Annotated in this window: 11 protein-coding genes and 1 pseudogene; 4 read left to right on the forward strand and 8 right to left on the reverse strand. The window is 68.2% G+C overall.

From position 1 onward, the window contains the following. Window positions 1-135: 135 nt before the first annotated feature. From ruvX to NBRGI_RS21680, 3 genes are all read right to left on the reverse strand, one after another. A complete protein-coding gene (ruvX, locus tag NBRGI_RS21670; protein WP_029899091.1) occupies window positions 136-753 on the reverse strand; it encodes a Holliday junction resolvase RuvX in 618 nt (205 codons plus the stop codon). Next, window positions 753-3,416, reverse strand: a complete 2,664-nt coding sequence (alaS, locus tag NBRGI_RS21675; RefSeq protein ID WP_029899092.1) for an alanine--tRNA ligase — start codon at window positions 3,414-3,416, stop codon at window positions 753-755. The genes ruvX and alaS overlap by 1 nt, the downstream gene beginning before the upstream one ends. Window positions 3,417-3,594: 178 nt before the next feature. Then, window positions 3,595-4,941, reverse strand: coding sequence for a replication-associated recombination protein A (locus NBRGI_RS21680; protein ID WP_029899093.1), 1,347 nt, complete (start codon window positions 4,939-4,941; stop codon window positions 3,595-3,597). Window positions 4,942-5,308: 367 nt separating this feature from the next. Here NBRGI_RS21680 and NBRGI_RS21685 point away from each other — a divergent pair, with 367 nt between their 5' ends. After that, entirely contained in the window at window positions 5,309-6,955 is a 1,647-nt protein-coding gene (locus tag NBRGI_RS21685) for an alkaline phosphatase D family protein (RefSeq protein WP_036560278.1), read from the forward strand. 482 nt (window positions 6,956-7,437) lie between these two features. On the opposite strand, the gene NBRGI_RS48170 is transcribed toward NBRGI_RS21685, so the two are convergent. From NBRGI_RS48170 to NBRGI_RS21700, 3 genes are all read right to left on the reverse strand, one after another. Next, window positions 7,438-7,743, reverse strand: a complete 306-nt coding sequence (locus NBRGI_RS48170; protein ID WP_036560273.1) for a hypothetical protein — start codon at window positions 7,741-7,743, stop codon at window positions 7,438-7,440. Window positions 7,744-7,768: 25 nt separating this feature from the next. After that, complete coding sequence (locus NBRGI_RS21695) at window positions 7,769-8,050, reverse strand: hypothetical protein (protein ID WP_148310900.1); 282 nt, start codon at window positions 8,048-8,050, stop codon at window positions 7,769-7,771. 92 nt (window positions 8,051-8,142) lie between these two features. Next, the gene (locus NBRGI_RS21700) at window positions 8,143-9,312 is read right to left on the reverse strand and encodes a phosphotransferase family protein (RefSeq protein ID WP_029899096.1); all 1,170 of its coding nucleotides are present in this window, start codon (window positions 9,310-9,312) and stop codon (window positions 8,143-8,145) included. A 191-nt stretch (window positions 9,313-9,503) separates the two neighbouring features. On the opposite strand from NBRGI_RS21700, the gene NBRGI_RS49195 reads away from it, so the two are divergent. Next, a complete protein-coding gene (locus tag NBRGI_RS49195) occupies window positions 9,504-10,811 on the forward strand; it encodes a hypothetical protein (protein ID WP_235211053.1) in 1,308 nt (435 codons plus the stop codon). A gap of 34 nt (window positions 10,812-10,845) precedes the next feature. Here NBRGI_RS49195 and NBRGI_RS21710 read toward each other — a convergent pair whose 3' ends face one another. Together NBRGI_RS21710 and aspS are read right to left on the reverse strand one after the other, a co-directional pair. Further along, window positions 10,846-11,838 (reverse strand): DUF389 domain-containing protein, encoded by a 993-nt coding sequence (locus NBRGI_RS21710; protein ID WP_235211055.1) that lies wholly within the window; start codon window positions 11,836-11,838, stop codon window positions 10,846-10,848. 181 nt (window positions 11,839-12,019) lie between these two features. Then, window positions 12,020-13,812: pseudogene (gene aspS, locus NBRGI_RS44070) on the reverse strand (aspartate--tRNA ligase). 599 nt (window positions 13,813-14,411) lie between these two features. Here aspS and ypfJ point away from each other — a divergent pair. Both ypfJ and NBRGI_RS21725 read left to right on the forward strand, forming a co-directional pair. Beyond that, window positions 14,412-15,335: a KPN_02809 family neutral zinc metallopeptidase gene (ypfJ, locus tag NBRGI_RS21720; RefSeq protein WP_029899099.1), complete on the forward strand. Its 924-nt coding sequence runs from the start codon at window positions 14,412-14,414 to the stop codon at window positions 15,333-15,335. A 411-nt stretch (window positions 15,336-15,746) separates the two neighbouring features. Further along, entirely contained in the window at window positions 15,747-16,289 is a 543-nt protein-coding gene (locus tag NBRGI_RS21725; protein WP_029899100.1) for a hypothetical protein, read from the forward strand. The last annotated feature ends 338 nt before the right edge of the window (window positions 16,290-16,627 follow it).

Consider the following 16,627-nt stretch of genomic DNA (forward strand, 5'->3'; position numbering starts at 1 on the left):
CCCGGCCGACCACCCGGTTCGTTCTGGCGTGTGTGTCTCTGCTGTTCTGCCCACCCCAGGCTCGGTCGTCCCGCCGGTAACGCCGATCAGCTTCGCGCTGTCGGTACCGTTCCTCGGCCCGCGCCCATCGATCCGTCATGCATCGTCCTCCGACGACGCAGGAGCGGACCCTGCGGCGCGCCCGACAACCTCAGGACGCACCGCTTCACCCGACCTCAACACCGCACTCCGTTCGTCCAACCATCCTTGCAGGATCGAGACGGCCGCCGCCTGATCGATCACCTGCCGCTGGCCACGCGCGCGAACTCCACTGTCCCGCAATGCACGTGCAGCTGACACGGTAGTCAAACGTTCGTCGGAAAGCCGTATAGGCACCGGCGACACGGCGGCCCGCAATTGCTCCGCGAATGCGGTGGCAATGGTAGCGGCACTGCCCTTCTCCCCGCGCAATGTTCGCGGGAGCCCGACGATCACCTCGACTGCCTCGTACTCCCGCACAATTTCAGCAATTCTGGAAATATCGCTTCCGGGGCCGCCGGGCTTGCCGCCGCGCGCGTTCGGCTTGGCGCGCGGCACGGTCTCCACCGGCGTGGCGAGGATGCCGTCGGGGTCGCTGGAGGCGACACCGATGCGGACACTGCCGACATCGATGGCGATCCGCCTGCCGCGCCCGGGATCGGTGTCCGGATGGGGCCGGTCGGCGTCGGTGCCCGCCGCCCGGCCGCCTTCTGCGGAATCGCTCGGCGATGCCATCACTGGGCGAGTTCAGCCACCCGGGCGCGGACCGCGGCCAGGCCGGTCGGGATGCCCGACGGATCCGACCCGGCACCCTGTGCCATCTCGGGCTTGCCGCCGCCACGTCCGGCGATGCTGGGCCCGAAGGCCGCCACCAGATCGCCGGCCTTGAATCCGAGATCCTGTGCGCCCTGGTTGACGGTCACCACGAACGGCACCTTGCCGTCGGCATTGCCGAGCAGCACCACCACGGCGGGCACGGTACCGAACCGGCCGCGAATGTCGGTGGCCAGCGTCCGCAGATCACCCGCGGGCACGCCCTCGGGCGCGGCGACCGCGACGAGCAGCACGGCGCCGATCCGCTCGGCCTCCTCGACGAACTTTCCGGCCGAAGACAGCACCGCGGCCATCTTGGTGCGCTCGAGTTCCTTCTCGGCCACCTTGAGCCGCTCCACCAGCTGCTCGACCCGGGCGGGCACCTCGTCGGAAGGCACCTTCAGCGAGGCGGCCACACCGGCCAGCAGCGCCCGCTCCTTGGCCAGGTACTGGTAGGAGTCCAGGCCGACGAAGGCCTCCACGCGCCGGATACCGGAGCCGACCGACGACTCGCCGAGCACGGTGATCGGGCCGATCTGCGAGGAATGCTGCACGTGCGTGCCGCCGCACAGCTCCATCGAGAACGGGCCGCCGATCTCCACGACGCGCACCTCGTCGCCGTAGTTCTCGCCGAAGAGCGCCATCGCGCCCATCTCCTTGGCCTTGGTCAGGTCGGTGACGAAGGTGTTCACCGGGAAGTCCGCCCCGACCGCGTCGTTGGACACGGCCTCGATCTCGGACTTCTGCTGCTCGGAAAGCTGCCCCTGCCAATTGAAGTCGAAGCGCAGATAGCCGGGCTTGTTCAGCGAACCGGCCTGCACCGCGTTCGGACCCAGCACCTGCCGCAACGCCGCATGCACCATGTGCGTGCCGGAGTGGCCCTGAGTGGCGCCGCGCCGCCACGCCGGATCGGCTTGCGCGAGCACGACATCGCCCTCGGTGATCTGCCCCTGCTCGACCGTGGCCTTGTGCACCCAGACCTTCTTGGCGATCTTCTGCACGTCGTTGACGGTGAGCTTCACCCCCGCGGCGGTGATGGCGCCGCGGTCGGCGATCTGGCCGCCGGACTCGGCGTAGAGCGGGCTGCGATCGAGGATCACCTCGACGTCCTGACCGGCCTGCGCCACCGGCACCCGGACGCCGTCGGCGATCAGGGCCAGCACGTGCGCCTCCGAGGTCAGCTCGTCGAAACCGGTGAACTCGGTGGCCCCGCGATCGACCAGCTCCTTGTACACCGACAGGTCGGCGTGTGCGTGCTTGCGGGCCTGGGCGTCGTCCTTGGCGCGCTTGCGCTGCTCGGCCATCAGCGACCGGAAACCGTCCTCGTCCACCGAGAGACCGGCCTCGGCGGCCATCTCCAGGGTGAGGTCGATCGGGAAGCCGTAGGTGTCGTGCAGGGTGAACGCATCCGAACCCGCGATCGTGCTGCTGCCCTTGGCTTTCACCGCGGCGGCCGTGCTGTCGAACAGGGTCGAACCGGTGTTCAGCGTCTTGAGGAAGGCGGTCTCCTCGCCCACCGCGACCGTCTCGATCCGCCGGAAATCGGTGGCGAGTTCCGGGTAGGACGGCGACATCAGGTCGCTCACGACCTTCATGAACTCGCCCATCACCGGCTTCTCCGCGCCCAGCAGCCGGGCCGAGCGCACGATCCGGCGCAGCAGGCGGCGCAGCACATAGCCGCGGCCGTCGTTGCCGGGGTTCACGCCGTCGGCGATCAGCATCGCGCCCGTGCGGGCGTGATCGGCGATCACGCGGAACCGCACGTCGTCCTCGTGCGTGACGCCGTAGGACCGGCCGGTCAGCTCCTCGGCCTTGTCGATGATCGGGCGCAGCAGATCGGTCTCGTAGACGTTGTCCACACCCTGCAGCAGGAACGCGACGCGCTCGATGCCCATGCCGGTATCGATGTTCTTACGCGGCAGCGGACCGAGGATCTCGTAGTCGTCCTTGCTGGTGCCCGCGCCACGCTCGTTCTGCATGAAGACGAGGTTCCAGATTTCGATGTAGCGGTCCTCGTCGGCCTCGGGGCCGCCCTCGACGCCGTACTCCGGGCCGCGGTCGAAATAGATCTCCGAGCACGGACCGCACGGGCCGGGAATGCCCATCGACCAGTAATTGTCGGCCATGCCGCGCCGCTGGATGCGGTCGGCGGGCACGCCGATCTCCAGCCAGATCCGCTCGGCCTCGTCGTCATCGAGGTAGACGGTGGCCCACAGCCGTTGCGGGTCGAATCCGAAGCCGCCGTCCTCGACGCTGTTGGTCAGCAACGACCAGGCGAAGGTGATGGCCTCGCGCTTGAAGTAGTCGCCGAAGCTGAAGTTGCCCGCCATCTGGAAGAAGGTGTTGTGCCGCGTCGTCACGCCGACGTTCTCGATATCGCCGGTGCGCACACACTTCTGCACACTGGTCGCGGTCGCATACGGCGGAGTCTGCTGACCGAGGAAAAAGGGGACGAACTGGACCATGCCTGCGTTGACGAACAGCAGGTTCGGGTCGGCCAGGATCAGCGAGGCACTGGGCACCTCGGTGTGTCCGGCACGGACGAAATGGTCCAGGAAGCGCCGTCGAATCTCGTGGGTCTGCACAGATATCCAGCCTACCGGTGCGGTGCACGTGGTTTTTCATCGACTGGGGTGCTGCGCGCCACCCGGGAAGTCGGTCGAATGATCGGGTACGCCCGAGTTCGCTCGGCGAGCGCGGAGACCTGGTCGGTGACGGGCGTGTCCTGACCGAGGGCAGGTCCGATGGCCCGTCCAGCGGCCCCTACCGCCCGCGGATGATGCGGCGCAATTTGTCCACGCGCGGGCCGACCTCGCGTTCGTGCCCGTGGTCGGTGGCCTGGTAGTAGTCGACGCCGACCAGCTCGTCCGGCGGGTACTGCTGGGCGAGGACGCCGTCCTTGTTGTCGTGCGGGTATTTGTAGCCTTGGGCGTTGCCGAGCTTCGCCGCGCCCGCGTAGTGCCCGTCGCGCAGATGCGGCGGGACCGCCCCCGCCTTACCTGCCGCGACATCGGCCATCGCGGCGCCGATCGCGGCGACCACCGCACCCGACTTCGGCGCGCTCGCCAGATGAATGGTCGCCTGCGCCAGGGCAAGCCGCCCCTCGGGCAGGCCGACCAGCTGGACCACCTGCGCAGCAGCGGTAGCAGTCTGCAATGCCATGGGATCGGCCATGCCGATGTCCTCGCTGGCGTGGATCATCAGCCGGCGCGCGATGAAGCGCGGGTCCTCCCCCGCCGTGAGCATCCGTGCCAGATAGTGCAGCGCGGCATCGACATCGGACCCGCGGATGGACTTGATGAACGCGCTGATCACGTCATAGTGCTGGTCGCCCGCGCGGTCGTAGCGGACGGCGGCCTTGTCCACGCTGGCCTCGACCAGTTCGACGCCGACCGTGCCGTCCAGCGAGGATTCGGCCGAAGCCTCCAGTGCGGTGAGCGCGCGCCGGGCGTCGCCGCCCGCGATGCGGACGATGTGGTCCAGCGCCTCGTCGGAGACCGTGTATTGGTCGTCGAGGCCACGCGGATCGTGGATGGCCCGCTGCAGCACCTGCCGGATGTCGTCCTCGGTCAGCGACTGCAACTGCAACACGAGCGAGCGGGACAGCAGGGGCGACACCACGGAGAACGACGGGTTCTCGGTGGTCGCGCCGACCAGCAGCACGATCCGGTTCTCCACCGCGGCGAGCAAGGCGTCTTGCTGGGTCTTGGAGAAGCGGTGCACCTCGTCGATGAACAGCACGGTCTGCTCGCCCACCGACAACCGGCGCCGCGCCACATCGATCACCGCGCGCACTTCCTTGACACCCGCGGACAACGCCGACAGCGCCTCGAACCGCCGCCCGGTGGAATGCGAGATCAACGACGCGAGCGTCGTCTTACCGGTGCCGGGCGGACCGTACAGCAGCACCGATGCCGCTCCCGATCCCTCGACCAGCCTGCGCAGCGGCGAACCCGGGCCGAGCAGGTGCTGCTGCCCGACCACCTCGTCCAGCGACGCAGGCCGCATCCGCACCGCCAGCGGAGCCCCGGCGTCCCGGCGCACCACGGTATCGATGCTGTGCTCGGCAGGCACATCGCCCCCGGGCACGTCGAACAAGCCATCGCTCACGACTGTGCCCCGCTGACACGCGGCTCCGTCGCGAGCGATACACCGCCGCGTCCCCGGTTCGCTCGCAGAAGCTCACTCACAACTGTCCACGTTACCGAGCACCACCGACAACCCCGGAACACCCGCCGAACTCGGCGCACCCGCACCCGGGACACGCCGATACGACTTGATCAACCGATCAGGAGGAACTGACGGCGCACACCTCTCGGCCGATGCCGCCACCATTTCCCCCTGATCACCCGACCAGCTCGCAACCTTGATGCGCCACGAGCTCTCCGCCCACTACGGCGGGTTCTGGATGCGTTTCGGCGAGCCGATTTGCGCGGGACCCCTGGATCGGATGTGATCAATACTCGTGGCTGAAAACGTGACTGTTTCAGATTCTGTGCAGCTCGGACCCATTGCGCGCCGCACCCTGCTCAAGGGTGGTGCGGCGGTGGCGGCCACCGCGACGGCGGTCTTCGCCGCCGGCCCCGCCGCGGCCACCGCGCCGGTGTTCCGGCACGGCGTCGCCTCGGGTGATCCGCTGCCGGACGGCATCATCCTGTGGACCAGGGTCACCGTGTCCGAGGACGCCGCGCCCGGGTCGGGTATGGGCGAATCGACGAGTGTGCGCTGGGAGATTTCCGCCGACGAGGGCTTCTCCGCAGTGTCTGCCTCCGGAACCGTCACTGCCGCAGCGTCTTCCGATCACACCGTCAAGGTCGACGTCTCCGGCCTCGCCCCGGGCAGCGACTACTTCTACCGGTTCAGCGCGCTCGGCGAGACCTCGCCGGTGGGCCGGACCAGGACCGCGCCCGCCACCTCGGCCGCACTGGAGCGCCTGCGGTTCGGCGTCGTGTCGTGCGCCAACTGGGAGGCGGGCTACTTCGGCGCGTACCGCCACCTGGCCGCACGCGACGACCTCGACGCCATCATTCACCTGGGCGACTACATCTACGAGTACGGCCGCGGTAAGTACGGCGGCCGCAACGGGACCGTGCGCCCGCACGACCCGGCGAACGAGACGGTCACGCTGGCCGACTACCGAATTCGGCACGCGCAGTACAACACCGACCCGGATCTGCTGGCATTGCACGCCTTGCTCCCGTTCATCTGCACCTGGGACGATCACGAATCCGCCGACAACTCCTGGTCCGGCGGTGCGGGCAACCACGATCCGGTCACCGAGGGCAACTGGGCCGACCGCAAGGCCGCCTCCGCACAGGCCTACCTGGAGTGGATGCCCGTGCGCGCCAAAGGCTCCGGCACCGAGGTGCAGATCTATCGCCGACTGCGCTTCGGCACCCTGGCCGAGTTGTCCATGCTCGATCTGCGCAGCTACCGCGACCAGGAGTCGAAGCCGGGCGCGGGCTGGCGCGAGGCGGACAACCCGGCGCGCACGATTACCGGCAAAGCCCAAATGGATTGGCTCACCGCCGGTTTGGCGTCCGCTCCGGTGCAGTGGAAGCTCGTGGGAAATTCGGTGATGATCGCGCCGCTGGTGTTTCCGCCGCTGGAACCGGCCACCACCGCGGCCATCACCGGCACCCTCGGTGTGCCGCAGTCCGGCGCCTTCGTCAACGGTGACCAGTGGGACGGTTACACCGCGGACCGGCAGCGACTGTTCCGCGCGATCACCGAGCAGCAGGTCGGCGACGTGGTGTTCCTGACCGGCGATATCCATTCCTCCTGGGCCGCAGACCTTCCCGTCGATGCCGCCAACTATCCGGGCGGTCCCACGGTCGGCGCGGAGTTCGTCGTCCCTTCGATCACCTCGAGCAGTGTCGGCGACCTGCTGAAGGGGAATTCCGCGCCGATCGCCGAGTCGATCAAGGGCGTGAACCACCACCTGCGCTACGTGGAACTGGATTCGCACGGCTACGGAGTTCTGGAGATCACTCCCGACCGAACACAAATGGACTGGTTCTATCTCCTCGACGTAGCAGACCCGAATTCCGCTGTCCGCCACGCCACCTCCCTCGCCGTCCCCACCGGCGGCCGTCTGGAACCCCGCGCCCTCCCCATCACCTGAGAGTCGACTATCCACTCCAGCGCGATCGCTGCGAACCACCGTGGACACGATCGACGCGGGGAGGTGGACACGATCGACGCGCGGAGGTGGGCCAGTCACTGGAGCCAGGCCCGCTGCGAGCCACCGTCGACACGATCGACGCAGGGAGGTGAGCCAGCAGCTGAAGCCAAGCCCGCTGCGAGCCACCGTCGACACGATCGATGCGAGGAGGTGGATCAGTCACTGGCACCAAGCCCGCTGCGAGCCACCGTCGACATCATCGACGCAAGGAGGCGTGCCAGTCACCGGCACCAGACCCACTGCCAGCCACCGTGGACACCATCGACGAGAGAAGGCGTGCCAGTCACTGGCACCAAGCCCGCTGCGAGCCACCAACTGTGGGCGAGATCGACGCTGCCGAGTCGCGACGCACATGGGTTTGCGCGGCGTGTGGCCGACGGCCGTCTGCCCGCGTGCGATCGAGAGGTTACGCGTCGAAGGCGCTATTCGCCGCCCCCGCCTCCACCCCCGCCGCAACCACCACCGCCACCTCCGCCGTCCCCACCGCTGCAACCTCCGCTGATGTTGATGCCGGCGCTGCCGAGAGCCCACCAGCGGGCGTCCTTCTTGCGGAGACGTCGGTTTCGTCGGCCTCGCCGATAGTCGCCGCTCAGGGCGCTGCCCGTGGCGCGGGCACGGGTCACGGGATCGCCGGCCTCGATTCGGTGGGCGCTGCGTCGGCGCTGCACCAGCACGATCGCTACCGCGATCAACAGCAGGACGACGATTCCCACCACTACATAGATCATCGGCCCGTTCCTCTCACAAACACGTTCACAGTCCGCCGCCCCCGCAACCCCCACCGCCGGAACCGCTGAGATCGGTGCCCGCACCGCCCATGGTCTTGTCGGCGAAGTCTTTCTTCTTGCGGCGGCGGCGATTTCGGCTGCGCACGTATCCCCCGCTCAGGGCGCTACCACTACGCCGAGCACGGGTGAGGGCATCTTCGGCGACGGCTCGGCGACGTGCTCGCCCGCGCACCACCAGTGCCGCTGCGGCCGCACCGACCGCGAACACGACGACGACAACGATGACAGTCAGTAGCACATCGCTCATCGGGCTACCTCTTTCCCCACCCTGCTGAACAGCTCAGGATACGGCGAGACAGCGGTTCTCGGAAACCCTCAATTATGTGGTGGCCGTTGGGTTTACTCGGACCAGCGCTCTTCCAGCATGGCCGACACGTCCTCGGCGAAGTCACCGATGATGTCGTCGCCGGTGCACCGTGCGTCTTCGGCGAGCGCGGCCCAGCGGTTGATCAGCGCTTCCGAGCGCGGCACGGACAGTCCGTGTTCGCGGGCGGCGGCGATGCGCGCGTGGTCGGCGGGCAGGAACCAGTAGGTCGACAGCCAGACCCAGATGAGCCGAGCCTCGAGAATGCGCTCCGACAGCAACTCGTCGTCGGCCAGCGCCGGCCAGACGCCGACGACCTCGGACCGCCACGCCTCGACCATCTGACTGGCCCGTTCCCGGGACAGTTCGAAATCGCAGAGGCAGCCGGGGAACGAGACCAGCGCGTAGGCGATGTCGAGCGTGGCATCGCGGAAGCCGCCCCACTCGTAGTCCAGGAAGCGAGCGCCTTCCTCGTTGAGGATGACGTTGTCGGGGCACAGATCCGACGGGCTGAAGGCCCGGAACCGTCCCGCAGAGAACAACCGGTTACCACGCACGATGCGCTCGGCGATCTCGCCGGGCACCTCGATGCCGAGTTCGCGCTGCAGTAGCCCGGGCACCTCGGCGATCGCCGACTCGGCCTGCTGCGCGATGCCGTCGACCCGGTGCACCACGTCGACCCGGCGCAGCAGCGCGACGAAATCGGCCTCGCGGCCGACCGTGGCGGCGTGCATCCGGCCGAGCGCCTGCGCGAACGCCATGAGCGCGTTCCTGGTCGCGGGTTCGGCGCCGGACTGCAGCACCTGCGTGAGTAGCGAGTTCTCGCCGAGGTCGCTGAGGATGAGCAACCGTTCCGGCAAGCTGTGCGCGATCAGATAGGCACCGGGCCGGTGTTCCCGGCTCAAGGCGGTGGTGAACTGATACGACACGGCTTCGCGAAGGAACGCGGAGTCGATGCTGGCGACTCCGGGGGCAAGACCACCCGTGGTGCGGTCCTGAGCGTGTCCGCGAACCTGTTTGACGATGAGGGTGCGCGGCAACGAGAAGGCGTTTTCCGCAACACGCACACGGAGAACCGTCGTTCTACCACTACCGCTGAGTTCGATCGGATCGCTCAGCTTTACCGGAGCACCCATTCGCTTTGTGAGCAACTGTTGCGCTGCGGACACGACTTCGGCGGCGCGTTCGGCCAATAGTGCGGTCATCGCCATTCAAGTTACTCGCATCGGGTCACTTCTAGCGAGCGGTTACACAACCTTTCCGCGTCGTTCGGCGTGTCTCGCTCGAGGTTACCGAACGCGGGCTCGTTGCTTGACACCATTGCACCCGTCAGGTTTTCTCATCGTCAACTGCTCTGCGCCACACCGCAAACCAGTTGAGTGGAAAGGTCTATGGCATGACCGGCACACCGCCTCCCCCGCCCCGCGAATCCACTGGCGACGCTCCCGATCACGGAGACGACGAGCGCCGCGCAGCGCGGTCCGGCCAACACGAAAGTCCCACTCCGCCGACCGCGGAGCCGAGCGCCGGACACGGCAGGCACGAGATGGCAGGGCCGGCCGGATACCCGCAGTTCGAGGGTCCGGGCGCGGCACAGTACGGCAACGAACCGGTCGAATCCGCGCCGCCGATGACGTCTCGGCAACAGCCCAGCTACGAGCCGGGCGGTGCGCCGCCGCAGCAGTCCGCCGCGCCGAGTCGCGATCCGTCGGAACCGTCCGCGCAACCGAGCTCTGCGCCGACCGGAACGCCCCCACAGCAATCCGCGCAGCAAAGTTACGCGCCTGCGGGAACGCCCCCACCGCAATCCGCGCAGCCGAGCTACGCGCCATATGGAACGCCGCCCCAGGAGCCGGGTTACGGTCCGTCGGGACCGCCCCCGCAACAGACCCCGCAACCGAGCTACGGCCCGCCCGGAACGCCCCCGCAGCAGCCCGTGGAACCCAGTTACGGCCCGCCCGGAACCGGTGCGCCTTACGGGCCGCCGGACCAGTACGCCGCTCAGCCCGGCATGGCGCCGCCGCCCGGCGCACTGCCGCCCGACCAGCCGGTCTACGGATATCAGCAGGCCGCGGCCGCACCCGGCACGCTCGATGTCGGCCAGGCGCTCAGCTATGGCTGGGAGCGCTTCCGCTCGAATTTCGGCCCGTGGCTGGCCGTCGTCGCCTGTGGCCTGGTGATCTATCTGGCGTTCGTGGTGGTCGTGCAGCTGACGAACCCGACATCGATGCTGCCGCTGCTGCTCGTCTTCCTCGCGGTGCTCGCGGGCGTGTGGCTGCTCCAAGCGGCGATGGTGCGTGGCGCACTGTACGAAACCGACGGCACCAAGCCCTCTTTCGGCTCGTACTTCCGTTTCGTGAACGCGGGCAACGTGCTGCTCACCGCATTGCTGGCGTTCGCGCTGACCTGTATCGCGTCCGCCGCCTGCCTGCTGCCGGGGCTGGTCGTCGGCATCCTGTGCATGTTCTCGCTGCACTTCGTCGTCGACCAGAACGAGGGACCGTTCGAGGCGATCAAATCCAGTGCGATGCTGGTGATCACGAACATCTGGCCGGTGCTGCTGCTCACCCTGTCGGTGCTGCTGGTGACGTTGGTCGGCGCGCTGCTCTGCGGTCTCGGGCTGCTGATCGCGGGTCCGGTCTCGGTCATCGCGGTCACCTACGCCTACCGCACCCTCACCGGCGGCGTCGTCGCCGCCCTCTGATCCCGCACTGCCCCCGCGTCTTGCACCGTGCGCACTACCGATGCGAAAGACGCGGGGGCTCAGTGGATCCCACCGCTCGCATACCGAGCCAGTGCTTGAAACGCTCCACCGGGCCCGCCGCTTTGCCTGCCCGCGGGCGCAGCTGCAGCACGATCACGCCCGCGATCACGATGCCCGCGAGGTTCACCGCCAACTGACCAGCGGACATGAACGCGACCTGCCATTCCCCCAAAGTCGCTGCGACAACGGCGAATCCGGCCGCCGGCACGGTCGTCACCGAGATGAACACGCCGATCAACGCCGCCGATTTCGCGGTCACCAGCGAGAGCATGCCCGCCGCGCCCGCCAGCAGCGCGACCACCAGTGAAAACGGACCGACCTCATAGATGAAGTCGACGTTCTTGATGCTTTCCACCCCGTGCAGCGTGATCCACCCGAACTGCTCCCACAGCAGGGTCGCCACCAACGTCGCCAGCATCGCCACCGGGAATCCGATGGCGAGGGCCAGCGCCGACCGTCGCGCGAGCCGGAAATCGCGCAGCACCAAGCCCACCGCGAACGCGGCCAGCGGACCGAACTCCGGACCCACCACCATCGCGCCGACGATCGTCACCGGCGAATCGGTGGCCACCCCCACCGCGGCAAGCAGGCAGGCGATGGTGAGGAACGCGAGGAAGCTCGAGTTGAGCGTCGACTCCTCGTGCACCTGCGCCAGCAGTTCCTCCCACACCACCGCGTCGGTCGGATCGCCCGGCGCGTCCTCGACCGCCCGATCCCCCGCCTCGGACAGCACGGTCTCGACCGGGCCCAGCGTGATGCCGCCGGTTTTGCAGATGCCGAGCGCGGTCAGCTCCTCGAGCACGTCATTGGCCGCTTCCCGGGCCACGTCGGCCTGGATCAGGTCCCCGGCCGGTTCCAGCGCGACCCCGCGCGCCAGCGTCACATGCGTGGCACCCGGATTCTCGGCGAGCACCGACAACACGTCGTCGGTCGACTCCGGCGGGCTGATCATGCGCAAGTGCAGCAACGGATTTCCTCTGGTCGGTGCCCACCTGAGATAGGCAACGGATCGAACTGACCAGAAGGTACCGTTCGCGCGGGCGCCACGACGCCCCCTGCGCGTCGACCGCCCTCGTGTCGGACAGCACCGCGGTCCCCCGCGTGGGCGGCGCGATCACCGAACCGGATCTCGCACCGCCCGCAGCGAACTACTCCGCTTCGGCTGCGGCTTGCTCGGCCTTCGGCGCGGGCTTGGCGTCCAGTCCCGCTTCCTTGCGCTGCTGCGCGGTGATGGGCGCGGGTGCGTCGGTCAGCGGGTCGACGCCGCCGCCGGTCTTCGGGAACGCGATCACCTCGCGGATCGAGTCCAGCCCGGCGAGCAGTGCGACGATCCGGTCCCAGCCGAAAGCGATGCCGCCGTGCGGCGGTGCGCCGAAAGCGAAGGCGTCCAGCAGGAAGCCGAACTTCTCCTGCGCCTCCTCGTTGCTGATACCCATCACCTTGAACACGCGTTCCTGCACGTCGCGCCGGTGGATGCGGATGCTGCCGCCGCCGATCTCGTTGCCGTTGCAGACGATGTCGTAGGCGTAGGCGAGCGCGGAACCCGGGTCGGTGTCGAAGCTGTCGACCGACTCCGGCTTCGGCGAGGTGAACGCGTGATGCACCGCGGTCCAGGCCGAATGCCCAAGCGCCACATCGCCGCTCGCGGTCGCCTCGGCGGCCGGCTCGAACATCGGCGCGTCCACGATCCACACGAACGACCACGCGCTCTCATCGATCAGACCGACCTTGCGGGCGATCTCGCCGCGCGCCGCGCCCAGCAGCGCGCGCTGCGCCTTCGCCGGACCGGCCGCGAAGAACACGCAGTCACCCGGCACCGCGCCGACATGCTTGGCCAGCCCGTCGCGTTCGGCGTCGCTCAGGTTCTTGGCGACCGGGCCGCCGAGCGTGCCGTCCTCGTTGACCAGCACATACGCCAGCCCCTTCGCGCCGCGCTGCTTCGCCCACTCCTGCCAGGCGTCGAGCTGGCGGCGCGGCTGGCTCGCGCCACCCGGCATGACCACCGCGCCGACGTACTCGGCCTGGAACACCCGGAACGGAGTGTCCTTGAAGTACTCCGCGCACTCGGTGATCTCGATGCCGAAACGCAGGTCCGGCTTGTCGGAACCGAAGCGGCGCATGGCTTCCGCGTAGGTCATGTGCGGGATCGGCGTCGGGATCTCGTAGCCGACCAGCTTCCACAGCGCGGCCAGGATCTGCTCCGCGAGCAGGATCACGTCGTCCTGACGCACGAAGCTCATCTCGATGTCGAGCTGGGTGAACTCCGGCTGCCGGTCGGCCCGGAAGTCCTCGTCGCGGTAGCAGCGCGCGATCTGGTAGTAGCGCTCGATGCCGCCGACCATCAACAGCTGCTTGAACAGCTGCGGGCTCTGCGGCAGCGCATAGAAGCTGCCCGGCTGCAGGCGCGCGGGCACCAGGAAGTCGCGGGCGCCTCCGGGGTCGAGCGGGTCAGCGTCGGCGTCTCCACCTCGACGAACTCGTGGTTCGCCAGCACCGCGCGGGCCGCGGCATTGGCCTTGGAGCGCAACCGGATCGCGTGCGCGGGAGTTTCGCGGCGCAGGTCGAGGTAGCGGTACTTGAGCCGGGCTTCCTCGCCGGGCTGCTCGTCCAGCTGGAACGGCAGCGGCGCGCTCTCGTTGAGCACCTCGAGCTCGGTGACGTTCACCTCGATCGTGCCCGTCGGCAGCTCCGGGTTCTCGTTGCCGTCCGGCCGCAGCTCCACCACGCCCGTCACCCGGACGCAGTACTCCGCGCGCAACCGGTGCGCCTGCTCGGCCGGCGCACCCTCACGGAACACCGCCTGCGCCACACCCGACGCGTCGCGCAGATCGATGAAGATCACGCCACCGTGGTCGCGCCGCCTGGCCACCCATCCGGTGAGGGTCACGGTCTGACCGGCGTGCTCGCTTCGCAGCGAACCAGCCAAGTGGGTGCGCAGCACAGGGTTCCTTTCGACGACTCCGGCACCGGCACGATATGACCAGGTGCGCTCCCATCGTAGTGAGACACATCCGCCGAGCGGAAACCGATCCGACCAGACCCGTGCCAAGCTGTATTCGCCGAGACCCGCACCCCCGATTCCAGCCCCCGATTCCGGGCATAACCGAACCGACAGCGATCCCTCCCGACCACCCGCGAGCGGACCCCCGACGCGGCCGACACCACACCCGAAACGCTCGACACCGGCCACCCCGGCCCCGACAATCACCACCCGAACACCCTCGAACGTGTAGCCCCGACCCGACCGATCAGCACATACACCGCGCGACCGAACACCACTGAGAACACCCCTTCGACACCACGACCACGGCTCAACACGATCACTCCCCCCGGCCTACAGCGCAGCGAATAGGCGCGACATAACCCCGAAACCCAACCGCCACGGAGCGAGCCCGACGAGCGACCGTTCGCGGCCGTCTCGCTTCTCAGCTGTCGAAGCGCATGCGCCGAAGGCGCGAGTCTCGACAGCTGAGAAGCGAGACAAAAGGGGCCGCGAACCCCGCCGCGCCCGCGCGGCCGACAACACAGAAAGCGACGACGATGACCTTCAACGAGGGCATGCAGATCGATCCGGATCGGGCGTCTTCCGGTGGCCCGGGTATGGGTGGCAAGATCGCGCTCGGCGGTGGCGCCGGCGGGTTGATCGTGCTGGTGCTCACTTTGTTGCTCGGTGGTGATCCCGGTTCGATTCTGGGGCAGTTCACAGGCTCGGAGGAGCAGCAACAGACGCAGCCGGGCACCGCGGGCACGCCGGCGCATTGCAAGACCGGCGCGGACGCCAACAAGTATGTCGACTGCCGGGTGGTGCTGACCGCGCAGAGTTTGGACGCGGTGTGGTCCTCGGAGCTGCCCAAGCAGACCAACAGGCGCTATGCGCAGCCGAAGCTGACGTTGTTCTCCGGTGCGACCGCGACCGGCTGCGGTAACGCGACGAGCGACGTCGGCCCGTTCTACTGCCCGGCCGACCGCACCGCCTACTTCGATGTCACCTTCTTCCAGGAGTTGGTGGACCGTTTCGGTTCCAGCGGCGGCCCGCTCGCCCAGGAGTACGTGGTGGCGCACGAGATCGGCCATCACATCCAGAATCAGCTCGGCGATATCGGTCGCGCGCAACAGGATCCGCGCGGCGCGAATTCCGGCGCGGTGCGCACCGAATTGCAGGCTGACTGCTATGCCGGGATCTGGGCGCACTTCGCCGACAAGACGCCTGCGCCGGGCGGCGGTCAGCCGTTCCTGAAGCCGTTGTCGGAGAACGACATCAACGACGCGTTGTCCGCCGCCGCGTCGGTCGGCGACGATCGCATCCAGCGTGCGTCCAACCGCCGCGTTAACCGAGACATGTTCACCCACGGTGATTCCGAGCAGCGCCAGAAGTGGTTCCTCACCGGTTACCGCACCGGCCAAGTCAAGGCCTGCGACACCTACGCCGCCCCCGACCTCTCCAATCCCCCCGCCCTGCGCTGACCCAGTTCTCCAGCCCGCCAACAGTTCTGGACGAACCCGGCCAGGGTCAAGCGCACTCGCGGGCGCTCCCCGACGCGAACTCGCTACCGACGTATTGGTCAACCGATCACGAGGAACTGGTGGCGTGGGGTTCTCGGGCGTTGCCGCCACCAGTTCCTCGTGATCAATTGTCCAGTCAGGACCGCGGATCGTGGGACCTTGGAGCTGCCGTGTGGTCGTATGCGGCGGGCCAAGGGTGCTGGGGCTGAAGCTGGTTCAGATCGGGTGGAAAAAGGGCCGCTGGGGTGCGGGGGCGGATGTCCGCATTGGATAATCGGTGTACGGCATTCATCGATGGTGTCGGGTGCCGGGATCGGCTGCGTGGTGCACCGATCGGATCACCGGTGCGCAGCAGCGGCAGAGAGTGAATTGATGCGTGGTCTGAAGGCAGCACTGCTGGTCGTCCTGGTGGGTCTCGCCGGGAGCATGGGCACCGCGGGTGCGGATCCGAGCGTCGACTCGCCCGCGCTCCCGAGCTCACACCCGCCGGTCTCGGCACCGATGGCGCTACTCACCCTCACCACCATCCCGAACGCCTGGCAGCCGCGCATCGATCTGCGTCCGCAACTTCAGGTCTTCGGTGACGGCCGCGCGGTGCGGATCCCCGATGCCGTTGCGCCGCAACGCGGTCCGGACACGCCCGCGACCCAGGTCAACGGCCACATCCCCGCCGACGTGCTCACCGCCGCCCTCGCCGAGACCAAAGCGCTCGGCACCGTCGATCTCGGTGTCCCCAACGTCACCGACCAGGGCAGTCAGATCATCGATTTCATGCCCGCGCCCCCGGAGGAAGACCTCCACCTCGTCGTCTACGCCCCCGAATTCGACAACGGCCTCAACCCCGAACAACAAGCCGCCCGCAAACGCTTCGCCACTCTCTACCGCACCCTCTTGGACGCCTTCGTCCAAGACTGACGCCCAACCCCCCGAACGCCGGAACACGCACCGCCGCCTCATCACGTACCCCGGACCAGCCGCACCACTTCTGTCTTCCCGCGGCGGCGGAGCCGTGTGTGCGGCTGTGCCGTGCCAGACCGGGTGCGGCAACACCGAACGACACGCGCGCCTACGCCGAGCATGCCTGCCCGCACGGCACAGGAACGATGGCCGCCCTGTACCAAGCGACAGATAGGTGCAGACCCACAGACCGTTCGCACGCCTCACAAGGGTTGCAGTCCCTGTGAATCGTGCGAACAGTCTGTGATGCCTGGTCCCAAACTCCGCAACCACCAGCCCCGAACGGGACCCGGGTG

This window comes from Nocardia brasiliensis IFM 10847 (assembly GCF_000710915.1).
GTDB classification, from domain to species: domain Bacteria; phylum Actinomycetota; class Actinomycetes; order Mycobacteriales; family Mycobacteriaceae; genus Nocardia; species Nocardia brasiliensis_A.

What these genes read in the sequence shown, in the direction of transcription:
- NBRGI_RS49195 (WP_235211053.1), top strand. Translation starts at nt 9,504, where the DNA reads ATGACCGGCACACCGCCTCCCCCGCCCCGCGAATCCACTGGCGACGCT.
- ruvX (WP_029899091.1), bottom strand. Translation starts at nt 753, where the DNA reads ATGGCATCGCCGAGCGATTCCGCAGAAGGCGGCCGGGCGGCGGGCACC.
- NBRGI_RS21700 (WP_029899096.1), bottom strand. Translation starts at nt 9,312, where the DNA reads ATGACCGCACTATTGGCCGAACGCGCCGCCGAAGTCGTGTCCGCAGCG.
- NBRGI_RS48170 (WP_036560273.1), bottom strand. Translation starts at nt 7,743, where the DNA reads ATGATCTATGTAGTGGTGGGAATCGTCGTCCTGCTGTTGATCGCGGTA.
- NBRGI_RS21695 (WP_148310900.1), bottom strand. Translation starts at nt 8,050, where the DNA reads ATGAGCGATGTGCTACTGACTGTCATCGTTGTCGTCGTCGTGTTCGCG.
- NBRGI_RS21725 (WP_029899100.1), top strand. Translation starts at nt 15,747, where the DNA reads ATGCGTGGTCTGAAGGCAGCACTGCTGGTCGTCCTGGTGGGTCTCGCC.
- ypfJ (WP_029899099.1), top strand. Translation starts at nt 14,412, where the DNA reads ATGACCTTCAACGAGGGCATGCAGATCGATCCGGATCGGGCGTCTTCC.